Below are 21789 nucleotides of genomic sequence, written 5' to 3'. Positions count from 1 at the left end.
TCATGAGATACAATTTAAAGAATGATAGACTATCTGTCGAGATCGCTTCTATAGGAGAAGCTTATCGTGGAACACGATTTGATTGGACGGGTTTTATTACGCAGGTGAGCTGGAAGGATGAGCAGGATGAACTCCATACCTTCTGTGTCCCTGAAAGCTTGATTCCGAATGAGGGGACAGGCGGAGAAGGACTTTGCAACGAATTTGGTATATTTGACCCAATCGGATATGACGAGGCGCTTCCTGGAGGCAAGTTCCCGAAGATTGGAGTGGGGCAGCTGACCCGTCTTGATGAAGCAGACTATAACTTCGCGCGCATGTATCCGGTTGAACCTTATCGTATGGACGAGGATATTGCAGCGCAATCGGCAAGATATAAAGTCCACGCTCAAGATTGTAACGGTTATGCAGTGGAGTATATCAAGAGTATTCAAATAAAGGACTCTAGATTAATTCTGGAGTATCACCTTCATAATACCGGCGTAAAATCCATTCAGACGCATGAATATGTGCATAATTTTATTCGTGTGGATCAACACCCTATCAGTCCGGAATATGAGATGACGCTTCCGGTTATGATGCAGACACAGGATATGGACCCCGAATACACGCCGTCTGTACTGCGTACTCAGGATATGAAGGTATCGTGGAACGAAATTCCGAGCCAGCCTTTCTATGGGCGATTGCCTGAGATCAGTAATGTGTCCGGTCCAACCTGGGAGCTTGTTCACCAGCCAAGCGGTGTGGGCATTCGGGAGTGGGATAACTTCCCTGTCGCTTCCATGGCTTTATGGGGAGTAGGGCATGTTGTCTCACCGGAGGTCTTTGTCAAGATTGCGATTCAGCCTGGAGAGAGCCAGAGTTGGAGACGGGAATATGAGTTTTTTAAGAAGTAGAGGGTTACTGAGCGGAAAATTAGAAATAGAGATTAGATATCTATAATGTTAGGAGGGTCTTTCCGATTGAAGCGGAGAGACCTTTTTTGTATCGCTCATAGATTATGAAATGAATGCGATATGATGGTTTCGATGCATATGATTAGGGGCCTTGAAGGAAATCACCACATTTTTCGATTGTGCATTTAGTGCGGAAGTCAAACATCAGTGTCTACCAAATGCAATTAAAGTTGCTGAAAAAAAGCTTGAAGAAATCAGTAAACAAATCGATACCTTAAGAAGAGCAGAATCGCATTTAAAAGAGCGCATATCGAGTTGGAAAGAAATCCTGAGTAAGGGAGCCGACCAAAATGAATAGTAATATGCATCCATTCAATCAACGACTCGCCATAGTGACTGGAGGGAATCGTGGTATTGAATTCGTATTTTCAAATAAAACTTTCTCATATATGTAATAAAATGGTTCTTGGTGTCTATATATAAATGTAACAATTTGGTATATTCTTTATTAAAGAGATATAAAGAAAAATATTTACAAAAATGGGTGTGGTGCGTTCGAACAAGGATTACTTTTAGGGTTAAAAAAATATCATTAGAAAAGAAAGGTTGAAAAATATGAAAAATAAAAAAAGTAAATTAGTATTGGTTATTTCAAGTTTATTAATTTCGTTAACATTATTCGCATCAAGTGCAATGGCTTATGTAGACTATAGGCTTAATTCTGTTACTCCTCAGAAGCAACAACAAACATTATGGTGTTGGGCGGCTGTAGGGAGTATGTTAGCTAATTACCTCGGTGAAACAGGCGCAACTCAGCCAGCAATCGTTACAGTTATCTATAATGAGCCAAAAAATGATACTGGTACTGTGCTAAGCGTGAAAACTGCATTAGCAAAATGGAATATATCTTCTACAGCTTCAACGAGTTCTTTATCTTTTGGGAGCGTTATTAGCAATATAAAAAGCGACAAGAATATGGGAGCGACAATTACGTATAATACGAGTATCGGACATATGTTAACCATTAAAGGATTTTATGAAAACACAGACAACTCCACAAGAAATATTTATTACATAGATCCAGCAAATGCCCAGGCCAACATAATGGCTTATAACAATTTTGTAAGTAATAGTACTTGGACATGGGTGAATTCTATTGTTGCTTGGAAATAGCTGAAGAATGATAAAAGTTACTATTGGGAGGAATCATGAGAATGAAAAAGAAAATTATCGTATCTGTATTTCTTTTATGCAGTCTATTTTTAATAAATATTAATAGTTTTAGCTTTGCGAATGAACTTCCAGATAAGAAAATTAAGAAATATATTGAAAATGATTTCAAACAAAATTATGTTGAATCTCTGAATTCGCTTAAATCAGAATATGGAGTTTCTGAGCAAGACAACTTTAACGATGCTCAGCTTTCTGACGGCATAGCATATTATAATTTATCAGACGATAACAGTAATTCCTTTGAATTTGAAGGTTATATTTTCTCTATTGAAATTCAAGGGGAAGATGTAGGAACAATCTATTCTAATGAAGATAGCGGAACATGGAAAATATTCAGAATTAGTAATGAAAATAATATATCAGATTCAGTCGAGAAGATTGAATCATCAATTCAACAGAATGACAAAGTGAAGCTCATTAACGATATCCGTTACCAAGTTAACGCTATTTACATTGAAGGAAAACAGGAAAGACTGATTGACATAAGTAAGCAGGATTCTAACATTATATTTAATACAAAATCGGATAGTTCAATAACAAAAACTGAATTTTTCGAAAAAATTGAAGAGCTGAAAAAAAATCATGAAGCGTTACCTCAAACAGACGATCAGGGCTATATATTGACTGGAGCGAGTGGAGTAGATTTCAGTTCAAAATCGAATTCAAATGAATATAGTTATATATATTTATTTTTAGCGGGTGCATTTTTTATGCTCATTGCAGTAATAACTTATCGGAAGTTAGAGAGATCGTCAAAGAATTAATGTTATAAGCTTAATTTAACAATCCAGTCTATTGAAAATTAAAATTTCTTGATCAATTCGATTTATATAGTGCTTCTGACGGCTATGTGCTCAGCGATGACCCTTTTGATTTAAGACATCGGCTTTTCATATGTCGGGGGCACATCGTGTCAAGGTTTTATTTATAAATTATAATTGGGGGCCTTGACCTTCACACAATGTGATGATTTAGTGAGTTAGATAATAGATAGCCAAGGAGTGTATTCCTTGGTTTTTTTGTATTTTCATTCGTTGTTTATGTTGGACGGAATTTGCGTCCAGTCTCATGAAGCAAATGGCTAAGGAGAACTATAACCCAAAAGATGCTTTTTAAGTTATAATAATAAAAAATTTATGAAAAAACGTGGGAGGGTTGATCATGCAGAGATCCTGGTACAAGCGTCTATTGCTCTCCTATATGCCCATTTTTGTTATTGTGATTACCTTTATATTTTTTGTTTTCTTTCAATTGTTCAGCGAACAGAGCCGGCGGGAGGCGCTGAGCGCCAATAAGTCGCTTTCCTTGCAAGCGATGCGCATGGTGGACACGTCTTTGAAAGTGATCGACAATATGATCGTCCTCGAGAGCATTAACAGCAAGGCTTTGAACGATTTCTTTAAATCTACTGCCGCAAGCGATCCATATATCAATATCCAAGCTGTTAAGAAGCTCAAGGAGATCATTAATTATTATCCCTTGATCGATTCGATTTATCTGGTGAGGAATTCTGACGGTTATGTGCTCAGCGATGCCACGAATGGATTCATAAGTACATATCCGGATCATGAATTTATCGAGCAATATCAAGTATCGAAAACGCCGAAATGGACAGGCGCGAGAAACTTTGAACAATTTAAGATGAAAGGCGGCAAACAGGTGGTCAGCCTGGTCAGAGGATCGCCTTATATGAAGAACGATCTTGGCATGATCGTTGTCAATGTGAGCGCGGAATCTTTGAACAAGCTTACCCAAGACATGCTGGATTCCAAGATGAGCTTCATTCAGGTTGAGGATGCTTCCGGAAATCATCTGTTCGGCACCTCGATGGATCGTCCGCCATCTCAAGTCAATTCCCAGTATGTATCAAGCTATACGAATTGGAAATATGGCAGCGGTTTGTTGAACAACAGTTTTGTAAGCGCTATCTCTTATTTGTATAACCTTTGGTTTATCATTGGTCTTGGCATGATTGCCATCGGTTTCATATGGATGATTTATGTTTCCAGGCGAAATTCCAAGCCCATTGAGGCAATCGCTGCCAGGTTTAGCAGCTATTCGCTTCCGGTGGTGAGCGGAGGTCGGGAGAAGGGGAAGCTGGATGAATTTGCTTTTATCGAATCCGCCTTTGACAACATACTGGAACAATCCAAGGAATATCAGCAGAAATATCGTGAGGATCTCCATGTCAGGACCCGGTATATGTTCCGCCAGCTGATCGAAGGGGATTCGCATCTGTCGATTTCCGAATGGAAATCGGAAGCGGCTCGGCTGAATTTGCCGCAACCGTTGGATCGATATCGTATCCTCATCCTTGAAATCGATAAGTATGGGGATTTCTGCCGGGATTATTCCAAGACCGATCAAGATCTGCTTAAATTCACCCTGCGGACGGTCGTGGATGAGATTGCTTCGAAAAGGGACTGCCGGCTGTGGTCGGAATGGACGTCACCTTCCAATCTGTCCATTATGCTGTTTGAAGAACGGGATCAGGACAAGTTCGAGGAGGCCGTGCTGGTCCCGGTTGCAGAACAAATACTGGCATGGACACACCAAAACTTGAAATTTACGATTACGATTGGCATAGGCGGATCCACAGATCAGATTGGCGATATCCCGCAGTCTTATAAAGATGCGATGCAAGCCTTAAAGTATAAAATCGTGCTCGGTGAAAACCGGCTGATCCGCAGCGAGGATATTTCGAGCCATGGCATCGTGGAGGTTTATACGCATTTGGGGGAAATCCGCTCGATCATCCAGTCCTTCAGAATGCTGAAAGAGCATTGGAGCGATGATTACGATCAATGGTTTGAACAGCTGAAGAACAGCTTCCTGACCAATGATGAAATATTCAGCTTAATGAATTACCTGATCTATTATATCGGCCGCGAAATGTCGGTACTAGGCAAGGAAATTTACAACAAGTGGATACAGGAGGGATTGCCGAAGCTGACAGTAAAGGTAGACAATTCTTATTCCTTGGAGCAGCTGAGACTGGAAATCAAACAAGTGCTGACGGATCATTATGAACAGATGAAACAGATTCAGGATGGAAACCAATACTCCAATATGATCAGAAACATATGCAGCCTAATCGAGCGCGATTATGCCAATCCCGATCTCTCCCTTGAAATGCTGGGAGACCAGTATCAGCTGAGCGCCAAATATGTAAGTAAATTGTTTAAGGAAAACACCGGACACAGGTTCGTTGATTTCCTGATCGATATTCGAATGAAGGAAGCGAAGCGGCTGCTGACGGAAACGGACTATTCCGTGCAGGAGATTGCAGAGCGGGTCGGATACGCCCATGCCATTTCGTTTACCCGCGTTTTCAAGAGGACGGCTGGAGCTACCCCGGGCGAATACCGGAATGGCCGGAAGGCACAGCAGCGTGGAGAAAATGATTCAGTAGTAGAAAACGGTTAAGGCGGCGATTTTGCATCGCTGCCTTTTTTGCTTGGAAATGCACCCGTTTTTGAGGCGGTCCGTTCGCATCCAGTAAACCTTGATGCGTTTTTTGCGAGGAGACCTTGGCGAAAAAGGTTAATCGATTTTATTTTTGTTTCTTGTTGCCGGATGACATTGTTGTATACACTCGGTTTACATCGCAAGGACCTGAAAGTAGGAATGGACGAAAGGAGTTAACCAGCATGCCGAGACTGAACTCTAGGCTTCAAACCGAACCAAGCCTGGACCAGAAACATCCCCTACAATTGAAAGCGCTACCAGAAGGGGGAAGAGGAAGGTCAAGAAGAAAACAAATTAAGCGTCATTGGCAGCTGTATCTCGTTTTGCTGCTGCCCGTTCTTTATTTGATCATTTTCAAATACGTACCGATGGCCGGTATTGTAATCGCATTCAAAAATTATAACGTCATCAAGGGAATCTGGGGAAGCGACTGGGTCGGACTGAAATATTTTCACCAGTTCTTCGATTCGCCGAACTTCTGGCTCTACATTAAAAACACACTTGGCATCAGTTTCTATGGATTGATCGTAGGCTTTCCCGCACCAATCCTATTGGCACTCGCGCTGAACGAAATTCGCAACGGTCTATTCAAAAAGACGGTGCAGATGGTATCTTACGCTCCATATTTTATTTCTACGGTCATCATGGTTTCGATCATTGTCGTTAACCTGACGCCGAACGTTGGAATGATCAGCAAATTTTTTGAGATGCTTGGTATGAGTAATACGAATTTTATGGGCATTCCGGGTCTGTTCAAGTCCATTTACGTCTGGTCGGATGTCTGGCAGTTTACAGGATACGGAGCGATTATTTACATTGCGGCGCTGTCCGGCGTTAACCCCGAGCTGTACGAATCAGCCAAAGTGGATGGCGCATCCCGCATTCAAAAGATTCTGAACATCGATATACCGAGCCTCATTCCCGTATCGGTCATTCTGCTCATTCTCAATTTGGGCAACATCATGAAACTAGGATTTGAAAAAATATACCTGATGCAAAATCCGCTTAACTTAAGCACCTCAGAAGTCATATCCACTTATGTGTACAAGGTTGGTTTGCTGGGATCCAGCTTCAGTTTCTCGACGGCGATCGGTCTCTTCAACTCGGTCATTAACCTCATACTGCTGGTGTCCGTCAATTACATCGCCAGAAAACTGTCTAACAGCAGTTTGTGGTAGGAATATCCCGCTTTGTGAAAAAACAAAACCACCTCTGGAAAGAGAGGAGACTTTATGTTCAATAAAACCGCTATACGTGAATCGAAAGGCGATCGCCTCTTCATGTTCTTGATCTATCTGTTCTTGTCATTGGTTCTTATTGCTGTAGCTGTACCACTGATCTACATTGTAAGCTCGTCCTTTAGTTCGCCTCAAGCAGTCGTAACGGGCAAGGTTTGGCTGTTTCCCGTAGATTTTACGCTGGACGGCTACAGGGCGGTGTTCAATAATCCGCAGATTGGCGTCGGCTATCTGAACTCCCTCTTTTACACCGTCGTCGGCACGATCATCAATGTAACATTAACGATTATGCTAGCTTATCCGCTGGCAAAGAAGACGCTTTACGGCCGTAATTTCTTCATGGTTCTGCTGGTGATCACGATGATGTTTGAAGGAGGACTGATTCCTTATTATCTCGTCGTCAAAAATCTCCATCTGCTGGATACACGCTGGGCCATGATATTGCCGGGGGCGCTTGGGGTATTCCAGGTAATCGTTGCAAGGACATTTTTCCAAACCACGATTCCCGATGAATTGGCGGAAGCCGCGGAGCTGGACGGATGCAGTGACATCCGGTTTATATTCAGCATCGTCCTACCGCTGTCCAAACCCATTATTGCGGTTATGACGTTGATGTATGCGGTCGGCCATTGGAACGCTTATTTTGATGCACTGATCTTTTTAAGAAAGCCTGATCTGTTTCCGCTTCAAATCATTCTCCGCAATATTCTAATCCTGAATACAGTCGATGCTTCCATGATGGCGGATGTGAGCCAGATGCAGGCGCAGCAGGGGCTTAAGGATTTGCTGAAATATTCCTTGATCGTTGTTGCCAGCGTGCCGGTGCTCGTCATATATCCTTTCGTCCAAAAACATTTTGTCAAAGGCGTCATGATCGGCTCGCTGAAGGGCTAATCACGAAAAACGATAATGACATCAAGGAGGTGAGGCTGTACATTATTCAGATACGGCAAAAGCTCATGGCGGCACAGGAAAGGGGCCAAGCGCCCGAAATACTGATGATAAGTGGGGGGAATGTTCAATGGAAAAGAGCATGAAAAAGAAAACCTGGTTAAGCTTCATCAGCTGCTTGATGGCTTGTATGCTGCTGCTTAGCGCCTGTGGCGGCACGAATTCCGGCGATCAGGCAGATGGCAAGACGTCTGACAACAATACTGCAAATGAAGATTTGTTTACGCCTGTCGGTTCCTATCCGATCGTGAAGGAACCGATGACCATTAAAATGTTCGCACCCCAGTTGGCCTCAATCGAAAACATGGATACCAATTTATATACCAAATACCTAGAAGATAAGACGAACATCAAAATCGCTTGGGACCTTGTACCGGATAATGCTTTGAACGACCGCAAGCAGCTCATGCTGGCCGGCGGCGATTATCCTGAAGTCATTCTTCATGGGAATTTGACCAAGGAAGAGCAGATGAAGTATGGACAGCAGGGCGTTTTTATCCCTCTGAATGATTTGATTGAACAGTATGCACCTAATATCAAGAAAGCTATGGAGGATCTCCCCTACATGAAAGCCTCCATTACGAGTCCGGACGGCAACATTTACGCTCTGCCGCAGGTCAATGAATGCTATCATTGTGACAATGCGCTCAAAATGTGGATCAATAAAAAATGGCTTGATAATGTGGGACTGCCTGTGCCGACAACAACCGATGAATTCTATACTGTGCTGAAGGCGTTCAAAGAGAAAGACCCGAACGGAAACGGCAAAAAAGATGAAATCCCGCTGACAGGCTCGGATGAGATGTGGGCAGGCAACGTATCCGCCTTCCTGATGAACTCATTTATCCTTGATGACTACGTCGACAAGGGTTCGGGTACGTTCCTTCGCGTCATCGATGGCAAAGTCGACTTTACGGCAAACAAAGAAGAGTGGAAACAAGGCCTCATTTATCTGAATCAATTGTACAAAGAGGGATTAATCGATCCCGCTGCCTTTACGCAGAATGCGGATGCGGTTCAACAAATGGCCAACCGCGAACCAGACAATATTATGGGTGCGCTTTCAACGGCATTAATCAGTTATGCTTACAGCATGGATGATAAGGCGCCTCGTCATAAAGACTATGTTGCCCTGCCGCCGCTGAAAGGCCCGAATGGTGTGCAGCAGACGCTGAATTTTGCGGGAATCGGAGTCTCACAATTTGCGATTACGAATAAAGCGACGAGCGAGCAGCAGATTGCCGCCATCCGGTTAGCGGATTATTTATATACGGAGGAAGCGATCGTGTTGCAAGAATATGGTCCTGAGGGTGCAAGGTGGCGGAAAGCGGAGTCCGGTGAAAAGGATATCGATGGGAAGCAGGCTAAATATACCGCTATTCCTGACCCCGAGAAAAAGCCAACGCATAATGACGGTTGGGAACAGATCGGTCCATCGCTCAGAACCTATGCTTACCGAGCGTCCTGGACATCTCCTCAGGATCCGCTCGCTCCCGACGGATACGGTACCCGTCTGAATCAGGTCTCCAAGGAATATGAACCGTACCAATCCAAGGAGCAATATCCAACAGGACTGTTCATAGCGCTTGAAGATGCCGAGCTCGTTGCGCAGATCAAGACAACGCTTGTCGACTACGTAAAATCCAATATGGCCCAGTTTATTACAGGTTCTAAAGATATCAATAAAGAATGGGATGCTTATGTGCAAGGGCTGGAAGGAATGCAGCTGAGCCAGTACCTGGAAATCTATCAAAAAGCATTAGATGCGAGAAAATAACCTTTATAGAAAGCAGGTGTATGATTCAATGAATGAACTTGCAAAGCCATCTCCACAGCAGCTGGCATGGCAGGATATGGAGATGGGCATGTTTTGCCATTTCGGTATGAATACGTTTTGCGATCAGGAATGGGGAGACGGAACGGATTCGCCGGAGATCTTCAATCCGGAGCAGCTTGATGCCCGGCAGTGGGCTAGAACCGCAAAACGCGCCGGCTTCAAGTACCTGGTATTGACCGCAAAGCATCATGACGGATTCTGTCTGTGGCCGACAAAAACGACCGATTACTCCGTGAAGTCCAGCCCATGGAGGGACGGCAAAGGGGATGTCGTTCGTGAAGTTGCCGATGCCTGCAGAGAGGAAGGGCTCCAGTTCGGGTTGTATCTGTCCCCCTGGGACCGGCATGAACCTTGTTATCCCGATAAAGAAGCTTATGACAATTTTTACGCGGAGCAATTAACGGAGCTTCTGACCGGGTATGGACCGCTGGTCGAAGTATGGTTCGACGGCGCCGGTTCCCAAGGCAGGGAATACGATTGGAATAGAATCATCGGTCTGATAGATAAATACCAGCCGGATGCAATGGTCTTTAATATGGGGCGCCCGACGATTCGCTGGGTAGGGAATGAGGATGGCGTCGCGCCCTATCCGTGTTGGAACACGGCTACCACAGCGAAGGAGAGCATGTTCACCAGCGATATGATGACCTGGATGGAAGGGACTCCGTCTTGGGTACCGGCTGAGTGCGATGTTCCGATCCGCAAACTTCACTGGTTCTGGCATCCTGACGACGAAGCAAGCTTAAGAAGCCTGGACGAAGTGCTGGATATTTATTACCGTTCGGTCGGCCATGGCGCCACGCTGCTCTTGAATATATCACCAGACAACCGCGGGCTGCTGCCTGAAGTGGATGTGGAGCGTGTCATCGAATTCGGAGATGAAATCCGCCGCAGATTCGCGCAGTCAGTTGGCCAAACGAGTGGAGAAGGAGCCGAGCTGCTGCTGAATCTGGAGCATATCCAACCAGTAAATCACGTAATCATCATGGAAGACATTGCCCATGGGGAGCGTGTACGTGAATACGTACTCGAAGCATACAGTCAAGGCGAATGGAAAGAGCTAGTGCGTGGAAGTGCGATTGGGCATAAAAAAATCGACCGGTTCGACACCGTCGAAACCGATCAATTGCGCATCAGCATCCTTTCCAGTGTGGAGAAGCCTTTGATTCGCAATTTGGCAGCATACCACGTGGAATGATTCGAATGCAGATTGCTCTCATGAGTTTAATTTAAGAAGTGCGCTTAAAAAGGGCCCTATTTGAGGGTCCTTTTTTATGCTGCGCGGCTGATTCCAGATTAGATCTCATGAGACAAAATTGCGATGAAAATGAGACGGAATTAACCCAAAAAGTCCATTAGAATAATACATGACATCTTGCTTTTGTTGAACATGCCATTCTTTACGTTCAGTAATTGAGAGGAGAAAGAAGGATGCGTAAATCAGGAAGTAGAGTGATGCCTCTGCTGCTGGTCTTTTCCATCATCATCGCGTTCAGCGTTCCATTTGGAAATCAGTTGGCAGCGGATAAAGTGGGGGGCGAGGGTCTATTGTCTATGCCATCAGATCCTGCCTTACCCATCAAAGCCACCCAAATCACAGCAGGAGCCTACCATTCGCTGGCGTTGAAATCAGATGGCACGGTCGTCGCCTGGGGCCGTAATGATTTTGGGCAAGCGAAGGTGCCAGAGGGACTGAGTGATGTCATAGCCATCGCTGCAGGATACTACCATTCGCTGGCGCTGAAATCAGACGGCACGGTCGTCGCCTGGGGCTATAATGGTTATGGACAAACGAACGTGCCAGAAGGTTTGAGTGATGTTAAGTCCATCGCAGCAGGAGGCTACCATTCGATAGCATTGAAATCAGATGGCACGGTCGTCGCGTGGGGCTCTTATTATTATGTAGGTAAGAAGGAACTGCCAACGGGAATGAGCGGTGTCGCAGCTATCGCAGCAGGATTTGATCATTCGCTGGTGTTGAAATCGGATCACACGGTCGAGGCGCGTGGTTATTATTATTATGGACAAACGAATGTGCCAGCGGGATTGAGTGGTGTAGAGGCAATCTCAGCAGGATACGTGCATTCCTTGGCGCTGAAATCAGATGGTACGGTCGTCGCTTGGGGAACTTATCATTATGGTGAAGGGGATATAACGGAATTGAGTGGCGTCAAGGCCATCGTAGCAGGATACTTGTATTCACTGGCTTTGAAAACAGACGGCACGGTTGTCGCGTGGGGCTTAAATAATTCAGGACAAAGTGAAGTGCCAACGGGATTGAGCGATGTGGTGGCCATATCGGCAGGAAGGGAGCATTCGCTGGCGCTGAAAGCAGACGGCACGGTTGTCGGTTGGGGCTCTAATTCTTACGGACAAACGAATGTGCCAGGTAATAACAACCTGGAAGGTCTATCCCTGCAGGAAGGTTCATTCGCCACTCCGTTCTCACCATCCAATCTATCTTATACGGCCAATATCGACCCAACGGTATCAACCATTCATATTAGTGCGACACTTGAAGACGTCGATAATGGAGCGTTATATGTCAACAATCAGCTGGTGCCAAGCGGAAGTACAGCGATGGTTGATATCTCGGGAAATTCGGCGGTTATCCCGATTCGGGTCGAGCCATACATGAAACCCGGCAAAACTTACACAATTACCGTATTGAGGGATTCCTCTCCTCCCGACATTGAATTCGAACCGAATGGCAATGCGTCACCTGCTAAAACAGCAGAAAGCAAAGTAACGGTGACAGATGTGGAAAGCAACGTCGATGAAACTTCGCTGGAATATGCCTGGACACAAAGCAGTGCGGTTCCTACGGATGGATGGAAGAATTTCGTGAACGGTGAAACGCTGAAGCAAACGAGCGGTGACGGTAACTGGTATTTACACATTCGCGCGGTAGACCTTGCAGGCAACGTTGCCGAATTAGTTTCAAATGCTTTTGTTCTAGATAACACACCGCCGATAGTTACCCTGTCAAGCACGGCAAGCGGTATAGTTAATGCTTCTTTTCCCATTACGATGACCTTTAGCGAACCTGTGACAGGTTTTACCGCAGAGGGCATCCATGTGAGTAATGCTACGATTACTGACTTTGCCGCTGTCGATGAGAGGACCTACACGGCTGTCGTTACGCCCACTGCGAGCGGCCAGATGGTGACCGTGCAAGTGACGGCGGATGAGGCCAACGATTTTGCCGGACACAAGAACGAGGCGTCTGAAATCTTGAGCTTCATGTACGATACGACCAAGCCTGTCATTACCTTCGGCTTTACGGATAACCAAGTATTCCATTCCCGGCCGCCTGCCGTCCAATTGTCAGTCAGCGAAGCCGTATACCGGATAATAGACGGGGAAGAAGTAGAGGATATCGATATACAATCTCTTGTGCACCTGGAAAAGGATGGTCAACCGTTCACAGACTTCACAGGCAGCTACGACAATGCGTCTCATACATTTGCGCTAACGTTTAACCATTCACTTGAGGATGGTCTATACCATGTGATGGTGGAAGGAGATGTGGTGCAAAATGCGAGCCGCAACACGCTTGATGCAGCAAGTGCAAGATTTACGGTTGCTGTGCCTGTTGTGACTGGTATTTCTGCCAATCCAACCAGTCTTCCTCACAACGGGGGAAGTACGATTGTCTCCATTACAGGCTCACATCTTACAGGTCAATCTTTAAAGATATACGTAGACGGGATAGAAGCTGCAGCAGCGTTTGTCCGCAGTGACAATAGTGCCGAAGTTGCTGTTGCATTACCAAAAAACACAACTTACCAAACGAAAAACTACAGCCTCACCGTTTATTTAAACGGTGAGGAGGTGCGAGGAAGCACCGTTTCGGTCTCTGTGGCAGGAGCAACTCCACCAACTCCGCCAACACAGCCAACACAGCCAACACAGCCAACACAGCCAACACAGCCAACACAGCCAACACCAGTTTCGACTGCACCAACTGCACCAATTACAATACCATCGCCAGCACCTCCCCTGAATCAAGTGGATCCAAGCAAAGGGGGAACGATAACCATACAAGGTGTTGAAATAACATTTCCGGTCGGTGTGTTCAGAAGTGTTTTTACAGTAAATATAGAGGACGTGCCAAACCTGAAGGAAGAATGGCGGCCAAAAGATAATAAAATCATCAGTAGGACTTATGAGATTACAAAGAACTTAGCCGGAAACTTTGATAAACCTGTAATCATAACCTTACCTTTTGATGCAGGAAAGATGGATCCGAATGACTATACGGTCGCCGTCTATTGGTTAAATGAAGAAACAGGAGAATGGATTCCGTTAGACCATATCAAGGCTGACTGGAATACGGGCAAAGTTAGCGGCAGTATTAACCACTTTGCGAAATTTGCCGTACTCGCAACAGAAAAATCAGAAGAGCAAGAACAACCAGCAATAAAACTAACTGATATCGACGGACACTGGGCTGAGGCCAACATTAAGCAAGCGGTAAACGATGGATTGGTCACTGGATATGCGGACGGAACGTTCAAGCCGAATCGCATGGTGACACGTGCCGAATTTGCGGTGATGCTGATGAAAGCATTAAAGCTGGAGGGAAATGGAGCTGATCTGACGTTTAAGGATACGGTGAACATCGGATCCTGGGCACAGAAGGCAGTCGCACAAGCGGTAGAAGCGGGGATTATTAAAGGGAAAGAGGACGATACTTTCCGTCCGAATGCAGCAATTACACGCTCAGAGATGGCAGTAATGGTTGCACGAGCGCTCAACCTAACGATCGAAACAAATGCCGCAACCAGCTTCGGGGATGACAAGGACATACCCGTATGGGCAAAAGATGCAGTGGCGGCATTGAAGGAAATGGGTATCATCTATGGTAAAGGCGGAAACAAATTTGATCCTCAAAATCAAACATCCAGAGCAGAAGCAGTAACCGTTCTGTTGAAAATGAAGGCGCAAATGGTCAGAAAATAGTTGAGGAGTACTGGCGTATACAGTAAAGAAGCGGGTACAGTCCCGCTTCTTTTTTTCGCGATTACATCGCAGCCTTTATCATGTCTATAAGGTTTTGAATCGCCGTTCTTCGGGCCCGGTAGTATGTGGCACGACTTATAAACAGCTGCTCAGCCGCCGCTTCCGCGGTTAGCAGTGGAGTTTCTGCGAGAATCTTCAGCAAGGCTTGATCTTTCTTGGTAAGTGGAAAAGGGGGATGATAAGAAAAAACACTTTGAAGTTTTTGCTGTAATTCGGTTCCACTGCACGATAACTTGCGTGCCAGATCCGTTTGTTCCAGGGCAGCGGGGTTATCCATCAGTGTCAGTGCCATTATCATCTCTTTTTCCGTAAGATCATAAGACGTTTCTGCTTTTCCGCTGCCTAAAGGAATTTTAACCAGGTCCAGGATATGATCGCCAACATCTGACCCGCGCAAATCACGCGTATGAATGAGTGCGCCATAGAGGGGGTGTTCGCTCGTTCTGCCTGGAAGCGGTCTCAATTGAAAACCGAGATTTCCAAGCATTTCGTTGGTCTGCTCATAAGTGGTAAGGATGACGTGACGAAGCCCCGCCGTATAGTGAATGATCGAGTCTGAAACGATCGTACCGACCAATTCATGAAAAGTATAATCACTTTTACGAGTAGACACGCCTGTGAGTAACTGATAATAGGTATCCGCTTGCTCAATTGGCAAATGCCGCATATACTTGATCTCTTTTGGAAAAACATCGTCTAATACGCCTGGTATAAATTGATCCAACAGAGAAATGGTTTCCTTATAGAGCAGGACGCCTGCCGTAAATGTCAACGGTACCCCTTCAGCGGAGCGGAACACATGAATGCTCTCCGGAAACTTCTCTGCCAAAGCGTTTAAAAGGGCATGATCGATCTCTGAAGAGATGGAATACGCGACATCTTCCGTTATGATTTGATGCAGGTGGGGCAGATCATGGTTACGAAACGGCTGCATTTCCATGAGATTCAGGTTGGGAGAAAAGATCGAGATGGAATTCAGATGAAAAATATCCCGGCAGGTCGATAGCATGACGGAAGCAATCCGCCTTTTTTCTTGTCCAACCGCTTGCTTGAGTTCTTTCGTCAATCCTTCCATAATCTTTATTCTCAGTGCCTGAAAGCGTACAGGTTCACGTTGCAGAAGATCCTCGATTAAAAAGGTGCGTGCCACATCATGCAGTGCCAGACCTCCCGCCGTCGGACGAATAAACGAGCACTCAGTAAGCCGCCCAAGATCCATCATGGTTATTGGGGTTCCGAGTAGCCAGCTCAGCCACTTCGGATCCGCATACGGCAAAATACATAACAATTCCAGTACCTCTCTCAATTCGGGTGAAGCGATTTCACGCAGCATTTCCGCGCTGACCCGCATAGAGATTGGCAAAGCTGAAGCGGCTGATTCCGACCTAGGGAATAGCAGATGCTCAACAAATAGCGCCATGGCGAGCGGCAGTCCTTGTGAATCGCCGATGAGACGCTCCATCTCACTCTCTTGTTCCAACCCTCTTTGAGAAAAGTAATTCCGCGCCTCTCCTCGCGTGAGGGGCCCAAGCTTGACATGCCTGATTCTATTTTGCCATGCCAGATCAATCTGCCAATAGAAGGATAGGTCTTGTCTGGATGCCAGAACGACAAGCAGCCCGCTTGCGGATAATCCCGGAAGGAACGCTTCTCTGAACCATCCTTCTATTTTGTGAATGTATTCATAGTTATCGATACACAGAAGCATTTTACCGCTGGCCATCTCGGTGATGATATCCTCAATGGATTCGTTTTGCGAAGCTTTAACAAGTGGATGATGAACAAGAAAGGCTTTTAACGATTCTAAGAATCCGGCTGGCGAGTCCATGCAAACCCGACCATCCAGCCAAATCGAGTTTACTCCTTCCAATTGCGCCATGTTTAGAAATTGGAGCATCAGCGCGGATTTTCCAATCCCACCCATGCCGGAAATAAAAAGCACCTCAGTGGGGGCATCCTGCCGGGCTAACCAATTCTTCATGAAGCGGAGTTCTTTATCCCTTCCTACGAACAGACGTGTTCGCTCAACGGAAAGTGCTTCGCCAAGTTTCCCCATAACGTTTCTCCAATTCTAAAATGATATGAAGTAAATGAAAGTAATGATTCCGTGCCCAAGCCGCCCTGAAATGATTTTGAAAGTATCTTGATTTTACGCGCTAATCACGTTACCACAATAATCACATTCCCTCTCAACGTCAGCATACACAACGGTCTTGGCTCCGCAGCTCGGGCATTCTATGGATCTAGGTCCGCCTCCCCGATCCTCGCTTTCATCGTATTCATCTGCATATTCCTCATCAACATACTCATATTCTTCGTCTTCATACTCCTCATCATCGTATTCATATTCTTCGTGTTCGTATTCTTCATCACCATATTCGTCTACATATTCTTCATCATAATCATCATCATAATCATCATCATAGGCTTCATGATACTCTTCGGACTCAAGTTCGAGGATGCCATTTTGAATTCGGCCGAAGGGAAGCATATGCTCTGTGATCATAAAATCCAAGTCTCGAATGACGTGATTGGGAGATTGTTTCGTTTCTACGGCGATATGATCAATCTCTCTGATCCTTCTCTTCATAACAAGGTGGTAATATTGGTGCAGTAATAGGCTGAATTTGCTATCTGCATGGCTGCCCAATATGAAAAAAGAGACAGCTGGAATGAGAAGTATTACTCCATATAGCCAGGCAGAATCCCAGTAAAGTTGAACATCCTCAGGGTTGTCTAGGTCAAAAGCTAAAATAAATAATCCCATGATTAAAATATAAGCATAAACCCAAACCCATCCAATCAGTCGATGATTTCTTCCCTTGCGAGAGTGGTGAACGTGGGTCGTAAGTACACGGAATAATGTCATCAAGAGACCGACGGGATACAAGATGAAGGCGAGTGTTAAAATGACACGGTCAAACTTAGAATATTTTGACTTATAAGGTAAATGATCTTCCATTCTTAGTACTCCTTTTCATAAGGTCCTATCAAATGTATGTATAGTGGTTCTAATTTACTATTATTGTATACGATTTATGGTCTTTGTTGTCGCATTTATTGGGAAAATATTCTTTACGAGTATCTATTTAGTATTGTAAAATTTATGGATTCAAATATATGGGATACATAGAAAAAATGGGTGGGGTAAGGATTATAATGGATAATTTTTTTGCTGCGGTTAGAAATCGAACGAAATCGGTAATGGGCATTGATGGTTTTCCTATCATTTTGTTGTTGAATGTTTTTCTTGGGATCGCGTACTCATTTGTACTGCCTTTCAGCTCGATGTTCGGGATTGATGAAGTCGGCATGAGCAATACGGAGTTTGGTCTATTCATGATGGTGTCCACGCTCTGTGGTGTCGGCTTTAGCACCTATATCGGCAAGTTGTCTGATCGTGTGTCTGATCGTAAGATGATTCTTATTCTCTGTGCGATTGCTGGCGCGATCGGGTATATCGGTTATGCTTATTCCCGTGACTATTATGTGCTTCTTGTGATCTCTTCTACTTTCTTAGGTATATCCTCTTCTACATTTTCGCAAATTTTTGCTTACGGACGCGAGGTACTAGTAAAGTCTAAGCTTCCTGCCAATGAGATTCCGTTATATATGAACATTCTGCGTGTCCTGTTTGCCCTGTCTTGGACCGTAGGCCCAGCCATTGCGGCTTATGTCCTGCTGTATTTCGGTTTCAAAGGGATGTTTCTCGTTGCAGCATCCTGTTATATCATCGTTGTAGGCATCGTTCTGATCTCACTCAAAAAGACATCCAAGGCAGAGATCGCCGCGCAGCCAAAACCACCTCAAGCATCGACCCCTCTGCGGAAAGTCATCTTCCAACCTTTTATTTTTGTTAACTTGATCGCCTTTACCCTCATTTCAACAGCGAACACGATCAGCTCGTTAAATATGGCCCAATTCGTTACGAAAGTATTGAACGGTCAAGAGAAGGATGTTGGTGTCGTGTTCAGCATTCCACCGATATTCGAAATTCCGTTTATGCTTGGATTTGGGGTGTTAGCATTGCGGGTCAAGAGTGATAATCTGATTCGGCTAGGCTCATTGCTTGCTTTTGCATACTTCTTCGCTACCTTTTTCGCTACGGACGTTTGGCATATTTTCCTTATCCAGGTGCTTAGTGCCGCATATATTTCTATCACAAGCGGCATTGCGATTACTTACTTCCAGGACTTCATACCGAGTATGCCCGGTACTGCCATGACTCTCTATTCCAACACGGGAAAAATCGGCTCTCTGCTAGGTTTCCTGTTATTCGGTTTGCTATCAGATGCATTCGGGTACCGTAACGTCTATCTATGGTGTACAATCTTTACTTTTGTCGCTATGATCATGCTCTTCGCTTTAGTAAGAGCCAAGCGATTCCAATTCAAATCCGGTTCGACTATGAGTGCATAACACTTGTGATTCCATTACATATGCGGGACATGTCTGGGTTGTTTTTTAGCCGGGGATTATTCATACTGAATAAGATGTACAGAATGATACCGCGCCCCTTTAGGGTTTGAAAAACATAGGAGGAACCATGTCCTGGAGCAAATTGAAGCAACAGCTGGAGAGTTTTCTTAGTCCTGCGTTAGTTGGAAGAGTTGAATACCGCGCAACCGGCTATCGTTATTTACCTGATAAAGCAGGGCTTTGTTATATTTCGGTAGATAAAAAGAACGTACTCAATATGAGTGATAAAACCAGCTCAATCAGATGGTATCAGACAGAGCTGGAAATTAAGAATGATTCCAATATCCAAATTCCGATCAGCGATGATGAATTGGAAGCCGTCAGAAAGGAAACCAAAGGGAGCGTTCCAGAGGATCGTCTAAACGTAATTGCAAGAAATAGAAAAGTTTCAGTACTCGCAAAGGAGCTTTTGTCAGCACAGGCTGCATTAAGTAAATCCAATTTTGTCGCTACAGCGAATAAGTTCTTATCTACTTCTATAGAAGAAAGCATCGAGAGCGATGATATCTTATTGAATATTCTTGCTTTGGTGGACAGACGAGTTGGCAAGAAGCGGATTTTAAACATGGCTGAGAAAATGAAGTTAAAGCATCCGATTGTGCAGTATTTTTATGAACTGCGGCGCAGTACATGATGAGAATAAATATATTTTGTTGAAAGAATAATATTGCACCTGGGGAAGAGAGGGAATTTCATGTCTGAACAAACAAAGTCGGAAAGAGTTCATCAGGTATTTGAAAAGATATCGGATCAATACGACTCGATGAACTCGGTCATCACTTTTAGGAGACATATCGCATGGCGCCATGATGTTATGAAACGGATGAATGTGAAAGAAGGAAGTAAAGCTCTTGATGTGTGCACTGGAACCGGGGACTGGGCGATCGCATTAGCAAATGCTGTGGGAACGCATGGAGAAGTCATTGGATTAGATTTTAGTCAAAACATGCTCAAAATTGCACAAGATAAGCAAGAACAACAAGCTTTAAAGCAGCTTACCCTTATCCAGGGAAATGCCATGGAGCTTCCTTTTGAAAATGATTCATTTGATTATGTAACCATTGGTTTTGGTTTAAGAAATGTACCCGATTATTCAACTGTGTTGCGGGAGATGTATCGAGTAACTAAACCAGGCGGACAAGCCGTTTGTTTAGAAACATCCCAACCCACATTAATCGGTTATAGACAAGCTTCCCTCTTTTATGTTCGCTATATCATGCCCTTGCTTGGAAAGTTCATTGCCAAAAGTTATGATGAATACTCATGGTTACAAGAATCAGCCCGTCATTTCCCCGATAAAAATGTGCTCAAACAAATGTTTTTGGAAGCGGGATTCTCCAAAGTAGATGTAAAAAGCTATAGTGGCGGTGTCGCGGCAATGCATATGGCGATAAAATAAATAATAGCAAGGAGGGGCCACGCCCCTCTTTTTTTATTGGGAGTATGCACCTCTCTGGAATATGATATATTCATTAAAGTGTCTACGATTAACATATACTGCTGTTTGATATACATTGCTTAAATATGCTATAAGTGAAGAAAAAGCAAGAGCATGAACAAGATCAAGAACAGGTTGGACTTACTATTTCGGGATAAAAATTTGTCCTGGTATGTATAGAGGGGTATTGGATATGACAGATAATTTTTGGCGTGATTTACCGCGGCCTTTTTTTATACTGGCGCCCATGGAAGATGTGACGGATGTTGTGTTTCGCCATGTCGTAAGTGAAGCGGCCAGACCGGATGTGTTTTTTACGGAGTTTGCGAATTCAGAGAGCTATTGTCACCCGGATGGGAACCACAGTGTACGCGGACGTTTGACTTTTACAGAGGATGAACAGCCCATGGTAGCCCATATCTGGGGAGATAAGCCAGAGTATTTTCGTCAAATGAGTATCGGCATGGCAAAGGAAGGATTTAAAGGCATCGATATTAATATGGGTTGTCCTGTAGCGAATGTAGCTGAGAATGGGAAGGGAAGCGGCCTGATCTGCCGTCCCGATATTGCAGCCGATATTATCCAGGCAGCAAAAGCCGGGGGACTGCCCGTCAGTGTAAAAACAAGACTCGGTTTTAGTCGCGTAGACGAATGGCGCGGCTGGTTAACCCATATTTTGAAGCAAGACATTGAGAATCTGTCCATTCATCTGCGGACAAGAGATGAAATGAGTAAAGTCGACGCCCACTGGGAACTGATTCCGGAGATTAAGAAGCTTCGTGATGAGGTGGCGCCAAATACACTGCTGACCATTAACGGAGATATCCCTGACCGTCAGACCGGCCTGAAGCTTGCTGAACAATATGGTGTGGATGGCATTATGATTGGGCGTGGTATTTTTCATAATCCATTTGCTTTTGAGAAAGAGCCGAAGGAACACAGCAGTGAGGAATTGCTAGATCTGCTGCGGCTTCATCTGGATCTCTATGATCAATACTCAGCACTTGAGCCACGTTCCTTCAAAGCTCTTCATCGCTTTTTCAAGATTTATGTCAAAGGGTTTAGAGGGGCAAGCGAACTGAGAAATAACTTAATGAATTCAAAGTCAACAAGTGAAGTGCGTGCGATGCTTGATGATTTTGGCAGCAAGGATCATGATGAGGTAGAAGGACACGGAAAATTTAAATGACAGTCAATAATATTATTGGAAGACATGGCCGATTT

The 21789-nt window shown here is 44.6% G+C and carries 16 protein-coding genes; 14 read left to right on the top strand and 2 right to left on the bottom strand.

Annotation, left to right across the window (positions count from 1 at the left end; genetic code table 11):
- Nucleotides 1–2 precede the first annotated feature (2 nt).
- The 10 genes from ABEQ74_RS27565 (at nucleotide 3) to ABEQ74_RS27520 (ending at nucleotide 14588) form a co-directional block, all read left to right on the top strand.
- Nucleotides 3–896 (top strand): hypothetical protein, encoded by an 894-nt coding sequence (locus ABEQ74_RS27565; protein WP_430125395.1) that lies wholly within the window; start codon nucleotides 3–5, stop codon nucleotides 894–896.
- Nucleotides 897–1047: 151 nt separating this feature from the next.
- A complete protein-coding gene (locus ABEQ74_RS27560) occupies nucleotides 1048–1254 on the top strand; it encodes a hypothetical protein (RefSeq protein WP_430125394.1) in 207 nt (68 codons plus the stop codon).
- Between the two features lie 257 nt (nucleotides 1255–1511).
- Nucleotides 1512–2069, top strand: coding sequence for a papain-like cysteine protease family protein (locus ABEQ74_RS27555; RefSeq protein WP_430125393.1), 558 nt, complete (start codon nucleotides 1512–1514; stop codon nucleotides 2067–2069).
- A 41-nt stretch (nucleotides 2070–2110) separates the two neighbouring features.
- The gene (locus ABEQ74_RS27550) at nucleotides 2111–2893 is read left to right on the top strand and encodes a hypothetical protein (RefSeq protein ID WP_430125392.1); all 783 of its coding nucleotides are present in this window, start codon (nucleotides 2111–2113) and stop codon (nucleotides 2891–2893) included.
- Nucleotides 2894–3290: 397 nt separating this feature from the next.
- Nucleotides 3291–5555 carry a helix-turn-helix domain-containing protein gene (locus tag ABEQ74_RS27545; protein ID WP_430125391.1) on the top strand — a complete coding sequence of 755 codons (2265 nt, stop codon included), beginning with the start codon at nucleotides 3291–3293 and terminating at the stop codon, nucleotides 5553–5555.
- A 224-nt stretch (nucleotides 5556–5779) separates the two neighbouring features.
- Nucleotides 5780–6775: an ABC transporter permease gene (locus tag ABEQ74_RS27540; RefSeq protein WP_430125390.1), complete on the top strand. Its 996-nt coding sequence runs from the start codon at nucleotides 5780–5782 to the stop codon at nucleotides 6773–6775.
- Nucleotides 6776–6829: 54 nt separating this feature from the next.
- Nucleotides 6830–7729, top strand: a complete 900-nt coding sequence (locus ABEQ74_RS27535) for a carbohydrate ABC transporter permease (RefSeq protein ID WP_430125389.1) — start codon at nucleotides 6830–6832, stop codon at nucleotides 7727–7729.
- A 127-nt stretch (nucleotides 7730–7856) separates the two neighbouring features.
- Nucleotides 7857–9563: an ABC transporter substrate-binding protein gene (locus ABEQ74_RS27530; RefSeq protein ID WP_430125388.1), complete on the top strand. Its 1707-nt coding sequence runs from the start codon at nucleotides 7857–7859 to the stop codon at nucleotides 9561–9563.
- Nucleotides 9564–9591: 28 nt separating this feature from the next.
- Nucleotides 9592–10821 carry an alpha-L-fucosidase gene (locus ABEQ74_RS27525; protein ID WP_430125387.1) on the top strand — a complete coding sequence of 410 codons (1230 nt, stop codon included), beginning with the start codon at nucleotides 9592–9594 and terminating at the stop codon, nucleotides 10819–10821.
- Between the two features lie 233 nt (nucleotides 10822–11054).
- Complete coding sequence (locus ABEQ74_RS27520) at nucleotides 11055–14588, top strand: S-layer homology domain-containing protein (RefSeq protein WP_430125386.1); 3534 nt, start codon at nucleotides 11055–11057, stop codon at nucleotides 14586–14588.
- A gap of 61 nt (nucleotides 14589–14649) precedes the next feature.
- Here ABEQ74_RS27520 and ABEQ74_RS27515 read toward each other — a convergent pair whose 3' ends face one another.
- Nucleotides 14650–16704, bottom strand: a complete 2055-nt coding sequence (locus ABEQ74_RS27515; protein WP_430125385.1) for a hypothetical protein — start codon at nucleotides 16702–16704, stop codon at nucleotides 14650–14652.
- Between the two features lie 93 nt (nucleotides 16705–16797).
- Nucleotides 16798–17610 carry a hypothetical protein gene (locus ABEQ74_RS27510; RefSeq protein WP_430125384.1) on the bottom strand — a complete coding sequence of 271 codons (813 nt, stop codon included), beginning with the start codon at nucleotides 17608–17610 and terminating at the stop codon, nucleotides 16798–16800.
- Between the two features lie 197 nt (nucleotides 17611–17807).
- On the opposite strand from ABEQ74_RS27510, the gene ABEQ74_RS27505 reads away from it, so the two are divergent.
- The 4 genes from ABEQ74_RS27505 to ABEQ74_RS27490 all read left to right on the top strand — a co-directional run bounded on the left by ABEQ74_RS27505 (nucleotide 17808) and on the right by ABEQ74_RS27490 (nucleotide 21754).
- The gene (locus tag ABEQ74_RS27505) at nucleotides 17808–19067 is read left to right on the top strand and encodes a sugar efflux transporter (protein WP_430125383.1); all 1260 of its coding nucleotides are present in this window, start codon (nucleotides 17808–17810) and stop codon (nucleotides 19065–19067) included.
- A 127-nt stretch (nucleotides 19068–19194) separates the two neighbouring features.
- The gene (locus tag ABEQ74_RS27500) at nucleotides 19195–19761 is read left to right on the top strand and encodes an SF0329 family protein (RefSeq protein WP_430125382.1); all 567 of its coding nucleotides are present in this window, start codon (nucleotides 19195–19197) and stop codon (nucleotides 19759–19761) included.
- 60 nt (nucleotides 19762–19821) lie between these two features.
- Nucleotides 19822–20526 carry a demethylmenaquinone methyltransferase gene (locus ABEQ74_RS27495; RefSeq protein WP_430125381.1) on the top strand — a complete coding sequence of 235 codons (705 nt, stop codon included), beginning with the start codon at nucleotides 19822–19824 and terminating at the stop codon, nucleotides 20524–20526.
- A gap of 232 nt (nucleotides 20527–20758) precedes the next feature.
- Nucleotides 20759–21754, top strand: coding sequence for a tRNA dihydrouridine synthase (locus tag ABEQ74_RS27490; RefSeq protein WP_430125380.1), 996 nt, complete (start codon nucleotides 20759–20761; stop codon nucleotides 21752–21754).
- Nucleotides 21755–21789 lie beyond the last annotated feature (35 nt).

Origin of the sequence: Paenibacillus solani (assembly GCF_050475945.1) — a bacterium.
GTDB classification, from domain to species: domain Bacteria; phylum Bacillota; class Bacilli; order Paenibacillales; family Paenibacillaceae; genus Paenibacillus_AQ; species Paenibacillus_AQ solani_A.
The sequence above is the reverse complement of the archived record's forward strand: the minus strand, read 5'-3'. Positions and strand labels throughout refer to the sequence as shown.

Excerpts from the sequence above, each read along its gene's own strand:
- ABEQ74_RS27550 (WP_430125392.1), top strand. The coding sequence starts at position 2,111 with ATGAAAAAGAAAATTATCGTATCTGTATTTCTTTTATGCAGTCTATTT.
- ABEQ74_RS27555 (WP_430125393.1), top strand. The coding sequence starts at position 1,512 with ATGAAAAATAAAAAAAGTAAATTAGTATTGGTTATTTCAAGTTTATTA.
- ABEQ74_RS27505 (WP_430125383.1), top strand. The coding sequence starts at position 17,808 with ATGGATAATTTTTTTGCTGCGGTTAGAAATCGAACGAAATCGGTAATG.
- ABEQ74_RS27520 (WP_430125386.1), top strand. The coding sequence starts at position 11,055 with ATGCGTAAATCAGGAAGTAGAGTGATGCCTCTGCTGCTGGTCTTTTCC.
- ABEQ74_RS27530 (WP_430125388.1), top strand. The coding sequence starts at position 7,857 with ATGGAAAAGAGCATGAAAAAGAAAACCTGGTTAAGCTTCATCAGCTGC.
- ABEQ74_RS27525 (WP_430125387.1), top strand. The coding sequence starts at position 9,592 with ATGAATGAACTTGCAAAGCCATCTCCACAGCAGCTGGCATGGCAGGAT.
- ABEQ74_RS27495 (WP_430125381.1), top strand. The coding sequence starts at position 19,822 with ATGTCTGAACAAACAAAGTCGGAAAGAGTTCATCAGGTATTTGAAAAG.
- ABEQ74_RS27490 (WP_430125380.1), top strand. The coding sequence starts at position 20,759 with ATGACAGATAATTTTTGGCGTGATTTACCGCGGCCTTTTTTTATACTG.
- ABEQ74_RS27500 (WP_430125382.1), top strand. The coding sequence starts at position 19,195 with ATGTCCTGGAGCAAATTGAAGCAACAGCTGGAGAGTTTTCTTAGTCCT.
- ABEQ74_RS27540 (WP_430125390.1), top strand. The coding sequence starts at position 5,780 with ATGCCGAGACTGAACTCTAGGCTTCAAACCGAACCAAGCCTGGACCAG.
- ABEQ74_RS27515 (WP_430125385.1), bottom strand. The coding sequence starts at position 16,704 with ATGGGGAAACTTGGCGAAGCACTTTCCGTTGAGCGAACACGTCTGTTC.
- ABEQ74_RS27535 (WP_430125389.1), top strand. The coding sequence starts at position 6,830 with ATGTTCAATAAAACCGCTATACGTGAATCGAAAGGCGATCGCCTCTTC.
- ABEQ74_RS27510 (WP_430125384.1), bottom strand. The coding sequence starts at position 17,610 with ATGGAAGATCATTTACCTTATAAGTCAAAATATTCTAAGTTTGACCGT.
- ABEQ74_RS27565 (WP_430125395.1), top strand. The coding sequence starts at position 3 with ATGAGATACAATTTAAAGAATGATAGACTATCTGTCGAGATCGCTTCT.
- ABEQ74_RS27545 (WP_430125391.1), top strand. The coding sequence starts at position 3,291 with ATGCAGAGATCCTGGTACAAGCGTCTATTGCTCTCCTATATGCCCATT.